Genomic DNA, 15,699 nt, shown 5'->3' on the forward strand with positions numbered 1-15,699 from the left:
TTTAACGATAACTGATTGTGTAACTTTTTTATTAAAAGGTTTTTAATAAATACAAGATGTGCCACTTCAAAAATCATAAGAGGTATCTTAATGTCATGCTATTTGTCTTTGTTTTACTTTAGTATTCTCTCCATAACGCACATATAAAGGTAAGTCATCCCACTTATTCCAATAATAAGAAATAAGGATAGACCTACCAAAAACACTAATAAGGATTGTTTCAAAATAAACATCATAATTCCTAAACTTGCTAAAAAAGCAAAGCTCCAAGGAAAATGAAGACTCAAGAGGATAAAACTCTTCTTGAGAAGTTTGATAACTGGCTCTTGGCTTTTTGTTGCCAAAGGGTAAAGATAGCACGAGACCATAAGGAGTAAAAACAAGCTTGCTAAACAAAGAACCTTAAAAACTTGAAAGACTAGCGCTGTTTGATGCCACACCAAATAGAGGTCAAGTAAAATGACCCCTATTAAAGCAGTTTCCAAATTTCCAAGAAGAAACCCCCTTTGCAAATAGTGCTTGAAGAAGCTGACATAGTCTGCCAAAAGGTGTTCTGATTGGCCAGAGTGATCATTAACAAGGGTAGCATAAAGTGACATTTTAGCCACACCAATTGTCAAAAAAGGTAAGCAGGTCAAACAAAACAGCACATTAAGACACATGTAATCAAACACGGTAGCAGAACAACGCAACCATTTGCTGTCTAAATTAAAGAGAGAGCTTATCACACTTTTCTTTGTTTTTTTCATACTATTACTCTTTTTCTCATTTTACCCTTTAACAGCTCCCATTGTAATCCCTTGCGTAAATGATTTTTGGAAGACAAGGAAGACTGTTACAATTGGAACTGCTGCAAGTGCTGCGCCAGCCATGATAAGGCCGTAATTGGTTGCCATTTCTGCCTGCATCGTTGCAACGCCTAGTGAAATGGTTAAATTATCCCGTGAGGTTAACATGACTAACTGCATAAAATAATCATTCCAAGTGTTAATGAAGGTAAAGATGGCAAGTGCTGCAAATCCTGGCTTCACAATCGGAAAAGCAACACTGAAAAAGGTTCTAACTTCACCACAGCCGTCAATCTTTGCTGATTCTAGAAGTTCTGTTGGAATATTTTCTGAGAATTGTTTCATTAGGAAAACACCAAAAGGCCAGCCAACTAATGGCAGAATAACTGCTCCTAAGGTGTCATGAATCCCCATAAAGTTAACAATACGAACAAGTGGCACCAAGACAACTTGTTTTGGCAAAGCCATTGCTGCAATAAAGAGTGAAAACAAGAGACGCTGCCCATAGAAACGTTTTTTAGCCAAGGCATAACCTGCTAAAGAAGAGGTGCCACAGACTAAAAGCATGGTCATAACTGAAATAAAGACACTATTCCAGAGCCATTTTAAAGCTGGATTTTGTACAATGAGAGCTTTAAAGTTCTCTACTGTTGGCATCTTTGGCCACCATTGTGGCGGTATCATTATGGTATCAGGTTGGGATTTAAAGGCTCCTGTCATAATCCAATAAAAAGGAAAGACAAATAATACTGTCAAGAGGCATAGAATTACCGTTGTCAGAATATCTGATGCTGTTATTTTCTTTTTCTTCATATCTATTCTCCTTTAGTATTCCACGTCATTGCCTAATATCTTGAATTGGGCGAAACTAATGACTGCAATGAGTACTGCTAAGAAAACACCCATGGTATTAGCATAACCATATTCAGATAACTTAAAGGCTTTCTCATAGAGATAATACATTAAGGTACTTGTTGAATAGTTAGGTCCACCAGAAGTCAATAATTGAATCAAAGCAAAACATTGGAAGGAATTAATTGTTGTAATGACTGCAATATAAAGGGTTGTTGGTAATAAACTTGGCCATTTAATGTTCCAGAAAACCTGAAATTCTGTAGCCCCATCAACACGCGCAGCTTCAACCAATGACTGATCAATATTTCCCATTGCTGCAATGTAAAGAATGATGGGTTGCCCAACCGAGGTCGTTAGTAAAATAACAATAATGGCTAACAAAGCCCAATGCTTATCTCCTAACCAGCTGATGTTTTGGTCAATGACATGACTGTATTTTAAAACATAATTTAAAATCCCTGACATAGGGTCATAAATCCATTTCCAAACAACAGTCACAGCAACACTCCCTGTTACAACCGGTAAAAAGAAGACTGCTCGGTAAAAAGATCTGGAAATCACATTTTTATCATATGTTTTTGCAGCAACAAACAAGGAAAATAAAACAACAACTGGCACAGACCCAATAACAATAATTAATGTATTTACCAAGGATTTTATAAAAATAGGGTCTTTAAACATGCGACTGTAGTTGGCAAGGCCGACAAAGGTAAAGTCGGTCATGGTGTAGTTAAAAAAACTTGTCACAAATCCCATAATCATTGGCAAGAGAACAAAAATAATAAAGAAAACTAGCACTGGCGCCAAAAAGGCATATGAAACCAGAGTCTCTCTCATTTTTAATTTATTGACCTTCACTAAGGACTACCTCTTTCCTATCTTTTCTGATGAAAACAACCCCTTTTCAGTGACCATCTGACATGACAATGAAAAGGAGCCGTATTAATATCACTCGTTATTTAGTGCTTTTAATGGTTTTGTTTGCTTTTTCAGTAAATGCTTTCAAAGCATCTGCAGGCTTGTCATCGCCATTAGAAATTGCTTGAACCATTGGGAACCAAAGCGTTCTCATCTCAGCAAAGCCATCAATAGTGTTGTAGTATGGAGAATAATAGGCTGTCCATTTAGCTATTTTTTCCATACGGTCATCTTGATAAAGATCACCATAAGAGCTTCTTACAGGGAATGCACCTGTGCGAACAACATTCTTAGGTCCCCATTTTTTATCATCTGCGATAAAGGTTACAAACTTCTTAGAAGCTTCAATTTTTTTACTGTCTTTATCATTAAAGACAGCAAAGCCATTAACAAGGTATTCTAATTCAGGTTTGCCATCGTCTGATGGGAATGGCACTTCAAGGTAATCAACTTTACTTGCTGCAAGCAATTTCGCTTGAATACCTGGTTGTGCTGGTGCCCATAAAATGGTAAATGAGGTTTGTCCATTGGCAAAGTTTTGAATGTCTGCTGATCCATCATATTGAGAACCATTCATCATCAAACCAGATGTGATCCAAGAGGCTATTTTTTCCATTGATTTAACAGAATTGGCATCATCAGTCGTGTATTTGCTAACTTTTTCATCTGTGATATGACTACTATAGAGGTTTGAGAAAAAGGCGCGTGGTCCTTGGTCACCACCTTGACCATTAGCAAAGAATGAACCCGGGTTATAACCTTTATCCTTAAGAGCTTTCAAAACTTTTTCAAAGTCATCTGTTGTCCAACCTTCTTTAACAAGGTCAAGAACACCAGCATCTTTTAGCATTTTTTTATTAAACGCCATGTAAAATGGTGCTGAACTGATGGGGTACATATAAGCCTTATCGCCTGCTTTAGAAGCCTTAATAATATTACTATTATTCACATCTTTGACAAAATCATCAGTGAAAAGGTCATTTAAATCAGCTAATTTACCATTTTTTCCATATTGAATAATACGTCCTGGGGCATCAAATAAAACATTTGGTGCTGTTCCTGCTTCTATGGCTGTCGTAATCTTTTCAGGCCCTGAAGTGAAATCAATTGTTTCTAAATTAACTTTGATATTAGGGTTTTCTTTTTCAAAAGCTGCAATGAGTTTCTTTTCGTAAGTACCAACTCCATCTTCTGTTTTTTCTTGAGTGAAAACTGGGAATGCCCACCAGGTAATCTCTGTTTTTGCAGAGGAATCCGCTTTTCCAGATGCTTCTTTATTTGCCTTAGAACCACATGCAGCAAGTCCTAAAACAGTAGCACCACATAAAGCCAGTAGAGCCAATTTTTTCATTTTCATGGGTTTACTTCTCCTTAACCATTAATTATTATCTACAAGGCATTAAGCCTTTAAAGCTTCAATGAAGCGCTCCGCTATTTCCTTAGGTCTAGTTATAGCGCCACCAACAACGATACTCACAACGCCCAATTCATTAATCCTCTTGGCATCTTTTGGACAATGAATTTTCCCTTCGGCAATGACAGGAATACCAGCTCGGCAAAGTCTTTCAACCAATTCAAAATCTGGCCCTGCTTCTTGACGGCTATAGGAGGTGTAACCAGACAGTGTCGTTCCCACAAAATCAACACCTGCTTGGAAAGCTCTAATACCTTCTTCATAAGTACTAATATCTGCCATAAGAAACTGATGGGGGTATTTGACTTTCACCTGTTTAATAAAGTCTTCCACAGTCAAACCATCATAGCGGTCACGTTGCGTACAATCTAAAGCAATCACCGCTATATCTAAGGCAGCCAACTGATCGATTTCAGCCATAGTCGCTGTAATAAAGGGTTCTTGCGGAGGGTAATCTTTTTTGATAATCCCAATAATTGGAAGTTTAGTCACTTCTTGTATTTCTTTGATGTCTCTGACTGAATTAGCTCTGATACCAACAGCCCCAGCCTCTTCAGCCGCTTTAGCCAAAAGTGGCATAATCCCACCTTGACTTGTATAGAGAGGCTCACCTGGCAAAGCCTGACAAGAAACAATAATACCTCCTTTTAGGGATTGTAAAAGACTGTCTTTTGGTGAGTGATCAGGCATCTTTTTCGCTCCTTTTAAGAAATTAATTTACTATGAGAACGTTCACAAGTTCATTATAACAGTAATCAAAGCGTTTTCAATAACCTCTTGCTATTTAGAAAATACTTTCGTTTTTTAATTTTTTTTTAAAGTTTTTTGAAACTAGTTTCAAACACAAAAAACCAAGAGTCTCGAGCACCCTTGGTTTTCCTTATTTTGTATTCGCAATTATGCAGATAATACTTTACGTCCTTTACGACGACGGCTTGCTAGCACGCGACGTCCGTTTTTAGTTGCCATACGGTGACGGAATCCGTGTTTACGTTGACGACGGATTTTACTTGGTTGATAAGTACGTTTCACAGTGAATACCTCCTCATAGATTTTCGTATTCGTTTAGCCGGCTAGTTGTGATATCAGTTACTAAACATACCATAATATTCTATAACATATCACATCACTTGTCAAGAAATATTAGGTATCTTTTTCTTTTTAGTAATTTCTCAAAGTAAGTTCCGTCTGCCCTCCAAAACCGGAAGTTAGTGTGAAAAGGATTTTTATGGTGGAATTAAGTCTGAGACGTTTGGATTAGAAATGAGTTTATCCATCATGACAAAACACTGAAAAGGCAACACTTTTCTGTACAACATTTATAAAGTGTTTTTCTAGGCAATTAATCTTTTAGTCATTGGTGTTTGGTAGTTGAGACTACCATGAATGCGGTGGTAATTCCACCAATGAACATAGTCTTTAGTCTTAAGAACTAGTTCTTCCAGCGATTGAAAGGTTTCTTGATAAACAAATTCAATTTTGAAAGCACGATACGTACTTTCAGCTACGGCATTGTCATAAGGACAACCAGCCTGACTAAGCGAACGTGTGATTCCAAAGGCTTCCAATATTTCATCAATTAACTGATTATCAAACTCTTTGCCACGATCTGAATGGAACATCTTGACTTTGGTCAGGGCGTAAGGGATGCTTTGTATGGCTTGCTTAACGAGTTCAGCGGTCTTGTGCCAACCAAGAGACAGGCCGATGATTTCACGGTTGTATAGGTCAATGATGAGGCAAACATAAGCCCAACGATTGCCTACACGAACATAGGTTAAGTCAGTGACTAAGGCTTGTAGTGGTCTTTCTTGCTTAAACTGCCTGTCTAAGTGGTTGGGAATAGGGGCTTCATTCTTGCCTCTAGAATGTGGTTTGAAGGTGGCTTTCTGATAAACAGAAACCAAATTGAGTCGCTTCATAATGCGTCGAATCCGACGACGTGAAAGTGTGATACCTTCGTTATTCAAGCATATTTTGATTTTTCTGGATCCGTATCTGGACTCGCTCTCGAGGAAAATTCTTTTAATAGTTTCTTCAAACTCCGTTTCAGATACTGACTCCACGGCTTGATAGTAATAACTTGAGCGTGGCATATTCAGCCAGCGACACATCTTTGAAATGCTGTATTTAGCCTTATTAGCAGTGATTATTTCCCTTTTTGTGCCATAATCACTGCCGCTTGCTTTAGGATATCTAATTGCATTTCGAGTTCTTTATTGTGTTTCCTGAGTTCAATTAGCTCCCGCTGTTCATCTGTCAGATTATCAACAGACTTGAATGAACCAGTTGTTTTGGCTTGTCTAACCCACTTATCGAAGGTGGAAGGGGTTAGCTCGTATTCCTTGATGAGGCTGCTACGCTTTCTACCAGCATTGTAAAGGTCCACAATTTGTTGCTTAAAATCATCGGTGAAGTGACGACGTACTTTTCTAGACATGGTTTTTCTCCCGTTTTTCTTAAGTGTAGAACACTTTATAATTTCTGTCTAGTTTAGTGTAACCTATTCACACAAACACCTAACTCTCTCAGACCGTAATGACATCCAATCTGGTTTGGATAGAGGAGAAACCTTTAAAGCCATCGGGCTTAATCTACTGAAACACCCTACTACTATCGCAAAAGAAGTCAAACGAAATAAGCAACTAAGAGAATCAACCAAAGACTGCCTAGACTGTCCGCTACTAAGAAAAGCTCCCTATGTTTGTAATGGGTGTCCAAAGAGGAGGATCAACTGTGGTTACAAGAAGACCTTCTATCTTGCTAAGCAAGCTCAAAGGAACTACGAAAAACTTTTAGTTGAATCTAGAGAAGGAATCCCTTTGAACAAAGAGACCTTCTGGAAAATAGATAGAGTCCTTTCTAATGGGGTCAAGAAGGGCCAACGTATCTATCATATCCTCAAAACCAACGATCTAGAAGTGAGTTCTTCAACCGTTTATCGACACATCAAGAAAGGCTACCTATCCATCACACCAATCGACCTACCTAGAGCTGTGAAGTTCAAAAAAAGGCGAAAGAGCACACTCCCTCCTATTCCAAAAGCGATTAAAGAAGGGCGACGGTACGAGGATTTTATAGAACACATGAACCAATCAGAGCTGAACTCCTGGCTTGAAATGGACACGGTTATTGGACGGATTGGTGGAAAGGTCCTTCTCACCTTCAATGTCGCCTTCTGTAACTTCATCTTTGCCAAACTGATGGATTCTAAGACAGCTATCGAAACTGCTAAACACATACAGGTCATTAAGAGGACACTCTATGATAACAAGAGAGACTTCTTCAAACTCTTTCCTGTTATCCTAACGGATAATGGTGGGGAATTCGCTAGAGTGGATGATATTGAGATAGATGTTTGTGGACAGTCTCAACTCTTCTTTTGTGACCCTAATCGGTCTGACCAGAAAGCAAGAATCGAGAAGAATCATACCCTCGTGAGAGACATACTGCCTAAGGGGACTTCCTTCGACAACTTGACTCAAGAGGACATTAATCTGGCACTATCTCATATCAACAGCGTTAAGAGACAGGCTCTAAATGGTAAAACGGCTTATGAGCTATTCTCTTTTACTTACGGAAAAGACATCGCAAGTATACTCGGTATTGAGGAAATTACTGCGGAAGACGTCTGCCAATCTCCCAAACTATTAAAAGACAAAATCTAATAAAAGACAAAATCTAACCTAATCAACTAACTGATACAACCTAAACGTCTCACACTAACTTCAACCATAGCGGAACTTAATCTGAAACGCTTTCAGATGAGGAGGTTTTCTTGTACCCTTTTTTTGCGATTTTTAACTCTGAAAACCTATGAAATCAAGTATTATAAAAACCAACGGAACTTAGTCTGAGACGGATTTTCGTTGGTTTTTATTGGTTTTTATCAGACTAAATTCCATTTCTACTAGAGGTGGAACTTACTTTGAGAATTTAGCTCTTTTTCTTTTTAGCCAGTTTTTGATTGATAAGGCGACTGCTGTGATAATTTAACAGAAAAATCATAAGCCAAACAAGCAAATAAATCACAATGAAATTAAGGAAAAATCCTAAAAAATGCTCCATTTTAAGCCAATTATTATAATAATTCATGCCAAAAACGATAATGCTTATCCCTACAAAATGAAGACTTGTTTTTATCATAAAGGACAACTTTTCCAAATGATAAATCATAGAAACAACTCCCATAAAGCCACTGAAAATCAAGCAAGAAACGATATTTGAAATGGTCTGCGTTTTGACATCACTCGCTAATAAACTTAGCATATAGATAATGCCTCCAACACCAATTCCATAGATATAGGCATTGATTATTTTTTTCATACGGATTCCTCACTAAAGTCCTAATTGACGTTCTAGATTTTTTAAATAGCATCTGCTGATAATAATTTTTGTTTTATTTGTTAGTATGGCTAACATATTCCCAGAAAAAGAAGCCTCCATCCTAAGCAAATGGTCACTATTAATAATACTTTGCTTCGAAACCTGAACAAAGGTTTTTGTTGGTAACTTCTCTTTGATTTTATACAGTCTTTCTCGATTGTGAAATTTTCCTTGAGTCGTCATAATACAAAGATAATCATTATCAACTTCAACAGCAATAATATCTGTGTATTTTAGCAAGTGGATATTATCATCTTGTTTAATGGCAAGTAAGTCTGATTTCATCTCTTGGAAACCTTCTAAATATGTAATTAAATTTATAACCTCTTTATCATAGTTATTTTTTGAAATAACTATTTGCATTTCTGTATGTGATGCGTTTTCTTTAAAAAACCACTTCATGCCACTACTTCCTTTGTTCTTTATATCAGTATCATAACAAAAAAGAAGAGGGCTGTCTTTTCATTTCAGTTAAGTGGTTAGTTTTGCTGGCTAAGCGGTTACGATTTCTTGGTTTTGTGGATGACAATGAGTGTTGCTAAGAGCAATAACATTCCAAAGATTGTTATCATTACAATCCTATAATCATCATGTAGACTAGTTAGTTTATCTAGTTTCATTCCAATACCCATAAATTCTCTAAAGTCTGTTTTCGACCATTCTAACAGCTTAATAGAATCTTTGAGCAAAACCTGTCTGTAAAGCGAAGCAATGTAGGCACCTGGTGTCCCTTTAACAACTAATTTTCCCAAATCTGGTAAAACACCTACTGGTATATAAACCCCTACTAAGAAGCCTGAGGTGGTTCCTATGATGGTTCCAAGTCGACTTTCGATTGCCATCGTTTTAACAAATTGCAAAACAAGCGTTGCAAAGAGGGATGCTTGTAGAGAACTAAGAAATGCAATCAGCAATAATTGTGGGAAAAGCTCTGGCGATATGCTTAGTTGATCCTGCCATGCAAAATAAGTTTGCATAACAAGAAACACAACTACCTGCATGATCAAACTGATGATACTGGCACTTAAAAAATAACCTAGATGCAGCTTTAGCGGACTGACATCTGTTAAAAGCAAATCGTCCCAAACCGACTTTTCTTTATCCTCAACGATACGAGATAAGGCAGACCAACTTGTCGTAATCCCTGTTACAGCAAGCACCCCTCCCATAACCCATAAATCTAAGGTTTTTTCTGGATTGGAAAGGGATTTTTCCCAGGATAAGACAAGATTATGTTGTAAAAAAATGATATACAAAACAAAAGCTATCAAAGCTCCTAGAAGGGAGAAAAAAATACCTGATTTATCACTAAAATAAAGCTTTAAATGTCTTTCAATAACTGCAGTCATTAGTCTATTTCCTTTCCTGTGATGGTTAAAAATGCATCATTCAATGTTCCTTGTTGATAAGTAAAGTGAGCAATCTTCTGAGAATGTTCCCCTAAAAAGGCTATGATTTCTTTGACATCTAACCCCTCAAAAATAAGCATCTGGCCCTCTTCTTGGAAATCTCTCTTCAAAAGCACTTTATCCTCATCTCGACAAAGGCTTAGCCTTAATTTTGATTTACTGTATTGAGTAATCAAGTCTTGACTAGAGCCACTTGCAAGAATTTTCCCTTTATCAATAATATAAACCATATCAGCATTGTCAGCCTCTTCTAAATAATGACTGGTTAAAAAAATGGTTAATTTTTCTTCCTCTTGTAAGGTCTTAAACAACTTCCAAATCATCTGGCGACTTTGAATGTCTAAGCCCGTTGTTGGTTCATCTAAAAAGAGAATATCTGGTTTGTGAATTAGGGCCCTAGCAATATCAACCCGCCTCTTTTGCCCACCTGACAAGGTTTTATACTTTTGATGTAAGATTGGCCTTAAGGCTGTCATCACAATAATCTTATCCAACCAAGCATCATCCTTAGAGGTATACATTTTTAGACGGTTCTTGAGATTATCTTTCACCTTCAACTCACCATCCAAAATACTTTCTTGAAAGACCATCCCAATTTTAAGATTGTCTTTTGTGACCACTCTTCCAGAACTGGCTTTCACAATCCCTGTCAACATTTTGATTGTCGTTGACTTCCCAGCACCATTTGTTCCCAAATAGGCCACCAAGCTCCCCTGTTTAATCTGTAAATTGAGGTCTTGAATCACCTGATGTTTTCCATAAGTTTTGTTTAATTGCTGTGCTTCTATTAAATAAGTCATTGCGCTTACCTCCATGACAATAGCTTATCAGAAAAACACGGGCTAAGGTTTCAAAGTTAGCTAAGTGGAGAGATTAAGCTCCTATGTGGTAGGATTTTCTCTTCAAAACAAAAAAGCCATCCCAAATGGGATAACTCTTAATTTTCTAAACTAACAACCACATAACGGTTAGGGTCATTGCCTTCTGAGAAGCTTGTGACCCCTTCAATCATAGAAACTGTCTTATGAACAATTTTACGCTCGCTGTTACTCATGGGATCCATGGTGTAATTTTCTTCTGTTTCAAGAACACGAGCTGCAATTTTCTGAGTGAAATCAATCAGGGTTTCTGTACGGTGCTCAACATAGTCATGAACATTAATCGAGATTGAGAAATTCTTAGAATAACGGTCATGTAAGAAGTTCTGCGCGAGCAATTGCAAAGATTTTAAGACTTTTCCATGATAACCAATCACACGGCCTGGTTCTTGAGTCTCAATTTGAAGATTAATTTGGCGACGGTTATGACTAGGCTCAATGCTAGCTTCAATATCCATTTCGTAAATGATTTTAGTCACATAGGCCAAAACTTCTTCCGTAGCTTTTTCAATTTCTTGACTTGATGTTTGGTTTGAAAATTCAGTGGCAACAAATTCCTCAAAACTTTGTTCTGAAGTCTTAGCCTCTACCACTTCAGCTGATACTTCTTCTTTTTGCTCAACAGCTTCAGCTGAAACCTGCACATTTTCTGCTTTAGCTTTACTAGATTCTGGCTTAACAACCGGAGCATTTTGACGATTAATTTCTTCTGGAACACCTTGAGTTGCTTTTTTATCTGCTTTATAAACAGTCTTCTCATTGATTCCTTCAATATCAACCTGTGCTAATTTTTTACCAAATCCTAGGAAGCCCTTTTTCTCTTTTGAAATCACTTTGATATGAGCTTTTAGGCGTGGTAAATCAAGTTCTTTAAGGCCCTTTTCAATAGCCTCTTCAACAGTGTTACCTGTGTATAATACCATAAACGTAACTCCCTATTTTCTTTGTTTTAACGCTTTTTTACGAGCACGTCTTTCTTTAGAACGACGCTCTCTTTCTTCTTCTGCTTGGCGGGCACGCTCAGCAATAATTTTAAATGGGTTATTTAATAACAGCAATTGTAAGACTTGGAAGGCATTTGAAACTGTCCAGTAAAGAACAACACCACTTGCTAATTTGAATCCCATAAAGAAAATCATGAGAGGCATAACATAAGTCATTATAGTCATAACCATATTTTTTTCTTTTGCTGCAAGGTTGGTCAACCAGGTTGATAAGAAAGTAAAGAGGGCTGCCAAGACAGGCAAGATAAAGAGATGATCGTAGTTTGCTAGTTCAACCCACAAGAAGGTTCCTGTCTTAAGGAAAGGCACTCGAGACAAAGCTCCAAAAAGAGCTAGCATAACGGGCATTTGAATCACTAAAGGCAATAGACTCGCATATGGGTTAACCCCATACTTTTTGTACAATTCTTGACTTTCATTAGCGAGAGCCATACGACTATCTGCATCTTTACCTGGGTATTTTTGTTGTAATTTCCGTAGTTCTGGCTGGATATCTTGCATCTTTTGGCTAGACTTGATTTGCATATTGAACAAAGGCAATAACAAAAGACGAATCAAGACTGTAAATAAGATAATACCAATACCTATTGAGCCGTCAAAAGATAACCATTGAATAGACTTGGCAAAAAAATAAACCAATTGATCCCAACCACTCGATGAGTGTGCTGTTACTTCTCCTCTACCACAAGCTGCTAAAATAACCAATAAAGGAAACAGACTTGCTACTTTAATTTTCTTCTTCACTTTCAAAACCTTCCTCGAATAATTTGGCTAATTTTAAGACATGTTGTAAATTTTGTTTCATTTCCTGATAATCCAAGGTCTCAACACCTTTTCTGGCGATGACAACAAAATCATCTCTCTTAAGTGAATCCGAAAATTCCATTAAAACGTGTCTGATTTTACGTTTAACAGCATTCCTAGTCACGGCATTTCCAATCCGTTTACCAACTGAAATCCCCACTCGAAAATGTTTTTGTTCTTTTTCTAAAAAATAGATCACAAACTTACGGTTTGCTGTACTTTCACCACCATCAAAAATGGCTTGAAAATCTTTCTCACGCTTGACACGATAGGATTTTTTCAAAATTCAACTCCAACTATCTAAATTATTACCATTATACCATAAATACTAAAAAAGCCTCAACCCCAATGGATTTCAGCTCTTTTTACTTTATGGGAGCTCTTTTTGAGCCATTTTAATTTGCCAAGCAACTTGTTTAAAGCCTGTTGCACCTAAGGAATCACGACGCTCGACAGCGCTTTGTGATGTTAGAACAAAATAAACGTCTTCCCCAATCAATGGTGAAATACTTTGGTAGTCTTTTAAGGGAATATCTTGTAACAATTGTCCTGATTTAGATCCTACTAAAACCAGACGCCCAACAATTTCATGAGCTTGTCGAAAAGGCATTCCCTTACTAGCCAGATAATCGGCCAATTCAGTTGCATTTGAAAAATCAGATTCTGTCGCCTGTAACATCTTTGCTTCATTAATAGTAAGACTTGATAAGATACCTGCCAGAATATCCAAAGAATATGAGATGGTCTCGACTGTATCAAACATGCCTTCTTTGTCTTCTTGAAGGTCTTTATTATAAGCCAAAGGCAGAGACTTCATAACCGTCAATAAAGAGAAAAGGTTGCCATAAACACGACCTGTTTTCCCACGAATTAATTCTGCCATATCAGGATTCTTCTTTTGGGGCATGATTGATGAACCTGTTGAAAATGCGTCTGACAAGGTCACAAATTGGTATTCAAAAGAGGACCAATTAATAATCTCTTCACACAATCGACTCATATGCATCATGAGAATACTGGCGTTAGATAGAAATTCAAGGATAAAATCGCGATCTGACACAGCATCTAAAGAATTGCTATATAAGGAAGAAAAACCAAGTAAATCTGCCGTTAAGTGTCGATTAATTGGGAAAGTCGTCCCAGCTAAAGCTGCCGCTCCTAAGGGAGACATGTCTGTTCGAACAAGTGCCTCCTTAAAACGTTGACTATCTCTCTTAAACATTTGATAATAAGCCATCATATGATGCCCAAATGAGATCGGCTGAGCGTGCTGTAAATGGGTATAGCCAGGCATAATAGTCTCAACATGCCTTTGTGCCAAGTCAACTAAGACCTTTCTTAGATGAATAAGTTTTTGCTCAACTTCTTGAAGCTGATGCTTAAGGTATAAATGCATATCTGTAGCCACTTGATCATTTCGAGAGCGTGCAGTATGTAATTTCCCAGCTACCTGGCCAACTTTAGCTGTTAGTAACTCTTCAACAGCCATATGAATATCTTCATGACTAATATCAAATGCTATTTTCCCCGCCTCATAATCCTGAAGAATTTCTGCCAAGCCATTTTGAATGGTTTTGGCTTCATCTAGACTTATTATTCCTTCTTGGGCAAGCATTTGAACATGGGCTATTGACCCTTTAATATCATAGCTAAAGAGTTTATAGTCAAAGGTAATTGAGGCACCAAACGTTTCAACCCATTTTTCAAGACCTGCTTCAAAACGTCCTCCCCACAATTTTTGATTTTCTACCATAATATTCTCCTTTTAGTTCTGCAATCTACTTGCTTGATTGTTTGGCATGAACTTGCGCATTAACCATGGTCGGAAGTCCCCATAGTTTAATGAAACCGACTGCTGCTGACTGATCAAAGCTGTCTGCTGCTGTGTAGGTCGCCAAATCTTCATCATAAAGTGAGTTGTCCGATTGACGAGCAACAACTTGTGCCTGACCTTTATAAAGTTTTACTTTTGCTACTCCATTAACCATTTTTTGACTTTCTTTAACATAGGCCATAATGGCTTTTGTCGCAGGGTTAAACCAAAGACCATTATAAATTAAATTTGCTAATTCATTTTCCAAAATAGGTTTAAAATGTGACACTTCCCTAACTAAGGTCAAATCTTCAATTTCTTTATGTGCTGCTAAAAGGGTTATGGCTGCAGGACACTCATAAATTTCACGGGATTTAATGCCAACTAAGCGATTTTCGACATGGTCAATACGACCAATACCATGAGCACCTGCTATTTTATTGAGTTTTAGAATAAGTTCTGCTAAAGAAAGAGACTGACCATTTAAAGCTACTGGTTTACCTGATATAAAGCTAATGTCTATAAATTCGGGCTTATCTGGAGCAGCTTCTGGTGATACCGTAATCCCAAAGGCATCTTCAGGTGCTTGATTCCATGGATTTTCTAAAACACCGCATTCATTAGCTCGTCCCCAAAGGTTCTGATCAATTGAATAAGGACTATCTAAGTTGGCAGGTACTGGCACACCATTTTCCTTTGCAAATGCGATTTCTTCTTCACGAGACCATTTCCACTCTCTAACAGGAGCAATGACTTTTAAGTTTGGGTCTAAACTATTAATAGCAACTTCAAATCGAACTTGATCATTGCCTTTGCCGGTACATCCATGAGCAACTAGGTTGGCATCATACTGATGCGCTATTTCCACCAACTTTTGCGCAATCAAAGGACGACTTAGTGCTGAAATCAGCGGGTATTTTTGTTCATAAAAAGCACGGGCTTGTAAAGCAGGTAAGACATATTCTTCTGCAAAAATATCTTTTAAATCAATGATGTGGGATTCAATGGCACCTACTTTTAAGGCCTTGTCATGAATAAAATCCAAGTCCTTACCTTCACCAACATCCATACAGACTGCAATCACATCGTAGGTTTTTTTCAACCATGCAATGGCAACCGAAGTATCCAAACCACCCGAATAAGCTAAAATCAGTTTTTCTTTCATCCTAAAAATCTCTTTTCTAATTATTTTGATTACTATCATATTGTATATTTATTTAAAAGTCAACAATTTTAGTATTTTTATTCTTATTTTTTAGTAAAAAGGCTTTATCTATGTATATTTATCAAAATAACAGAACAAAAAAAGACTCGGATAAAAATCCGAGTCCTTGACTGATTCATCACCAGTCTATGTGATATCCAAACAAAGACAACTGAAATATGCGTCTTATTAGTAATCGTCACATCAAAAATACTATTTGTTTATG

At 37.3% G+C, this 15,699-nt stretch carries 16 protein-coding genes and 1 pseudogene; 1 reads left to right on the forward strand and 16 read right to left on the reverse strand.

What is annotated here, in order from left to right; all coding sequences use genetic code 11:
* Positions 1-113 precede the first annotated feature (113 nt).
* From Q9317_RS09530 to Q9317_RS09560, 7 genes are all read right to left on the reverse strand, one after another.
* A complete protein-coding gene (locus Q9317_RS09530; RefSeq protein WP_003102276.1) occupies positions 114-749 on the reverse strand; it encodes a DUF624 domain-containing protein in 636 nt (211 codons plus the stop codon).
* A 21-nt stretch (positions 750-770) separates the two neighbouring features.
* Positions 771-1,601, reverse strand: coding sequence for a carbohydrate ABC transporter permease (locus Q9317_RS09535; RefSeq protein ID WP_003102280.1), 831 nt, complete (start codon positions 1,599-1,601; stop codon positions 771-773).
* A 12-nt stretch (positions 1,602-1,613) separates the two neighbouring features.
* A complete protein-coding gene (locus Q9317_RS09540; protein ID WP_003102284.1) occupies positions 1,614-2,501 on the reverse strand; it encodes a carbohydrate ABC transporter permease in 888 nt (295 codons plus the stop codon).
* A 97-nt stretch (positions 2,502-2,598) separates the two neighbouring features.
* Complete coding sequence (locus tag Q9317_RS09545) at positions 2,599-3,918, reverse strand: ABC transporter substrate-binding protein (protein WP_003102287.1); 1,320 nt, start codon at positions 3,916-3,918, stop codon at positions 2,599-2,601.
* A gap of 42 nt (positions 3,919-3,960) precedes the next feature.
* On the reverse strand, positions 3,961-4,665 hold the full coding sequence (locus Q9317_RS09550; protein WP_003102290.1) for an N-acetylmannosamine-6-phosphate 2-epimerase: 705 nt from the start codon (positions 4,663-4,665) through the stop codon (positions 3,961-3,963).
* A 207-nt stretch (positions 4,666-4,872) separates the two neighbouring features.
* Positions 4,873-5,007, reverse strand: a complete 135-nt coding sequence (rpmH, locus tag Q9317_RS09555) for a 50S ribosomal protein L34 (protein ID WP_003102296.1) — start codon at positions 5,005-5,007, stop codon at positions 4,873-4,875.
* A gap of 302 nt (positions 5,008-5,309) precedes the next feature.
* A protein-coding gene (locus Q9317_RS09560) for an IS3 family transposase (RefSeq protein WP_089180059.1) occupies positions 5,310-6,415 on the reverse strand; the annotation gives its coding sequence in 2 pieces (ribosomal slippage) (positions 5,310-6,139 and positions 6,139-6,415; 1,107 coding nt in all).
* A gap of 70 nt (positions 6,416-6,485) precedes the next feature.
* Here Q9317_RS09560 and Q9317_RS09565 point away from each other — a divergent pair.
* Positions 6,486-7,643, forward strand: a pseudogene (locus Q9317_RS09565) (IS30-like element ISSag9 family transposase); the annotation flags it as partial.
* A 268-nt stretch (positions 7,644-7,911) separates the two neighbouring features.
* Here the strand turns inward: Q9317_RS09565 and Q9317_RS09570 are convergent.
* From Q9317_RS09570 to Q9317_RS09610, 9 genes are all read right to left on the reverse strand, one after another.
* Positions 7,912-8,301: a DUF3021 domain-containing protein gene (locus Q9317_RS09570; protein ID WP_003100183.1), complete on the reverse strand. Its 390-nt coding sequence runs from the start codon at positions 8,299-8,301 to the stop codon at positions 7,912-7,914.
* 12 nt (positions 8,302-8,313) lie between these two features.
* Positions 8,314-8,763: a LytTR family DNA-binding domain-containing protein gene (locus Q9317_RS09575; RefSeq protein WP_121791547.1), complete on the reverse strand. Its 450-nt coding sequence runs from the start codon at positions 8,761-8,763 to the stop codon at positions 8,314-8,316.
* A 98-nt stretch (positions 8,764-8,861) separates the two neighbouring features.
* Complete coding sequence (locus Q9317_RS09580) at positions 8,862-9,710, reverse strand: ABC transporter permease (RefSeq protein ID WP_003100185.1); 849 nt, start codon at positions 9,708-9,710, stop codon at positions 8,862-8,864.
* Positions 9,710-10,570, reverse strand: coding sequence for an ABC transporter ATP-binding protein (locus Q9317_RS09585; protein ID WP_016356176.1), 861 nt, complete (start codon positions 10,568-10,570; stop codon positions 9,710-9,712). The genes Q9317_RS09580 and Q9317_RS09585 overlap by 1 nt, the downstream gene beginning before the upstream one ends.
* A gap of 137 nt (positions 10,571-10,707) precedes the next feature.
* Entirely contained in the window at positions 10,708-11,571 is an 864-nt protein-coding gene (gene jag, locus Q9317_RS09590) for an RNA-binding cell elongation regulator Jag/EloR (RefSeq protein WP_003100188.1), read from the reverse strand.
* Positions 11,572-11,583: 12 nt separating this feature from the next.
* Positions 11,584-12,396, reverse strand: a complete 813-nt coding sequence (locus Q9317_RS09595; protein WP_016356177.1) for a YidC/Oxa1 family membrane protein insertase — start codon at positions 12,394-12,396, stop codon at positions 11,584-11,586.
* A complete protein-coding gene (rnpA, locus tag Q9317_RS09600; protein ID WP_003100192.1) occupies positions 12,380-12,739 on the reverse strand; it encodes a ribonuclease P protein component in 360 nt (119 codons plus the stop codon). Before rnpA ends, Q9317_RS09595 begins: the two co-directional genes overlap by 17 nt.
* 87 nt (positions 12,740-12,826) lie before the next feature.
* The gene (gene argH / locus Q9317_RS09605; protein WP_121791548.1) at positions 12,827-14,209 is read right to left on the reverse strand and encodes an argininosuccinate lyase; all 1,383 of its coding nucleotides are present in this window, start codon (positions 14,207-14,209) and stop codon (positions 12,827-12,829) included.
* Positions 14,210-14,234: 25 nt separating this feature from the next.
* The gene (locus Q9317_RS09610; RefSeq protein WP_003100195.1) at positions 14,235-15,434 is read right to left on the reverse strand and encodes an argininosuccinate synthase; all 1,200 of its coding nucleotides are present in this window, start codon (positions 15,432-15,434) and stop codon (positions 14,235-14,237) included.
* Positions 15,435-15,699 lie beyond the last annotated feature (265 nt).

This window comes from Streptococcus iniae (assembly GCF_030732225.1).
GTDB lineage: Bacteria > Bacillota > Bacilli > Lactobacillales > Streptococcaceae > Streptococcus > Streptococcus iniae.

What these genes read in the sequence shown, in the direction of transcription:
- jag (WP_003100188.1), bottom strand. Translation starts at nt 11,571, where the DNA reads ATGGTATTATACACAGGTAACACTGTTGAAGAGGCTATTGAAAAGGGC.
- Q9317_RS09610 (WP_003100195.1), bottom strand. Translation starts at nt 15,434, where the DNA reads ATGAAAGAAAAACTGATTTTAGCTTATTCGGGTGGTTTGGATACTTCG.
- Q9317_RS09550 (WP_003102290.1), bottom strand. Translation starts at nt 4,665, where the DNA reads ATGCCTGATCACTCACCAAAAGACAGTCTTTTACAATCCCTAAAAGGA.
- Q9317_RS09585 (WP_016356176.1), bottom strand. Translation starts at nt 10,570, where the DNA reads ATGACTTATTTAATAGAAGCACAGCAATTAAACAAAACTTATGGAAAA.
- Q9317_RS09570 (WP_003100183.1), bottom strand. Translation starts at nt 8,301, where the DNA reads ATGAAAAAAATAATCAATGCCTATATCTATGGAATTGGTGTTGGAGGC.
- Q9317_RS09530 (WP_003102276.1), bottom strand. Translation starts at nt 749, where the DNA reads ATGAAAAAAACAAAGAAAAGTGTGATAAGCTCTCTCTTTAATTTAGAC.
- Q9317_RS09535 (WP_003102280.1), bottom strand. Translation starts at nt 1,601, where the DNA reads ATGAAGAAAAAGAAAATAACAGCATCAGATATTCTGACAACGGTAATT.
- Q9317_RS09545 (WP_003102287.1), bottom strand. Translation starts at nt 3,918, where the DNA reads ATGAAAATGAAAAAATTGGCTCTACTGGCTTTATGTGGTGCTACTGTT.
- argH (WP_121791548.1), bottom strand. Translation starts at nt 14,209, where the DNA reads ATGGTAGAAAATCAAAAATTGTGGGGAGGACGTTTTGAAGCAGGTCTT.
- Q9317_RS09575 (WP_121791547.1), bottom strand. Translation starts at nt 8,763, where the DNA reads ATGAAGTGGTTTTTTAAAGAAAACGCATCACATACAGAAATGCAAATA.
- Q9317_RS09580 (WP_003100185.1), bottom strand. Translation starts at nt 9,710, where the DNA reads ATGACTGCAGTTATTGAAAGACATTTAAAGCTTTATTTTAGTGATAAA.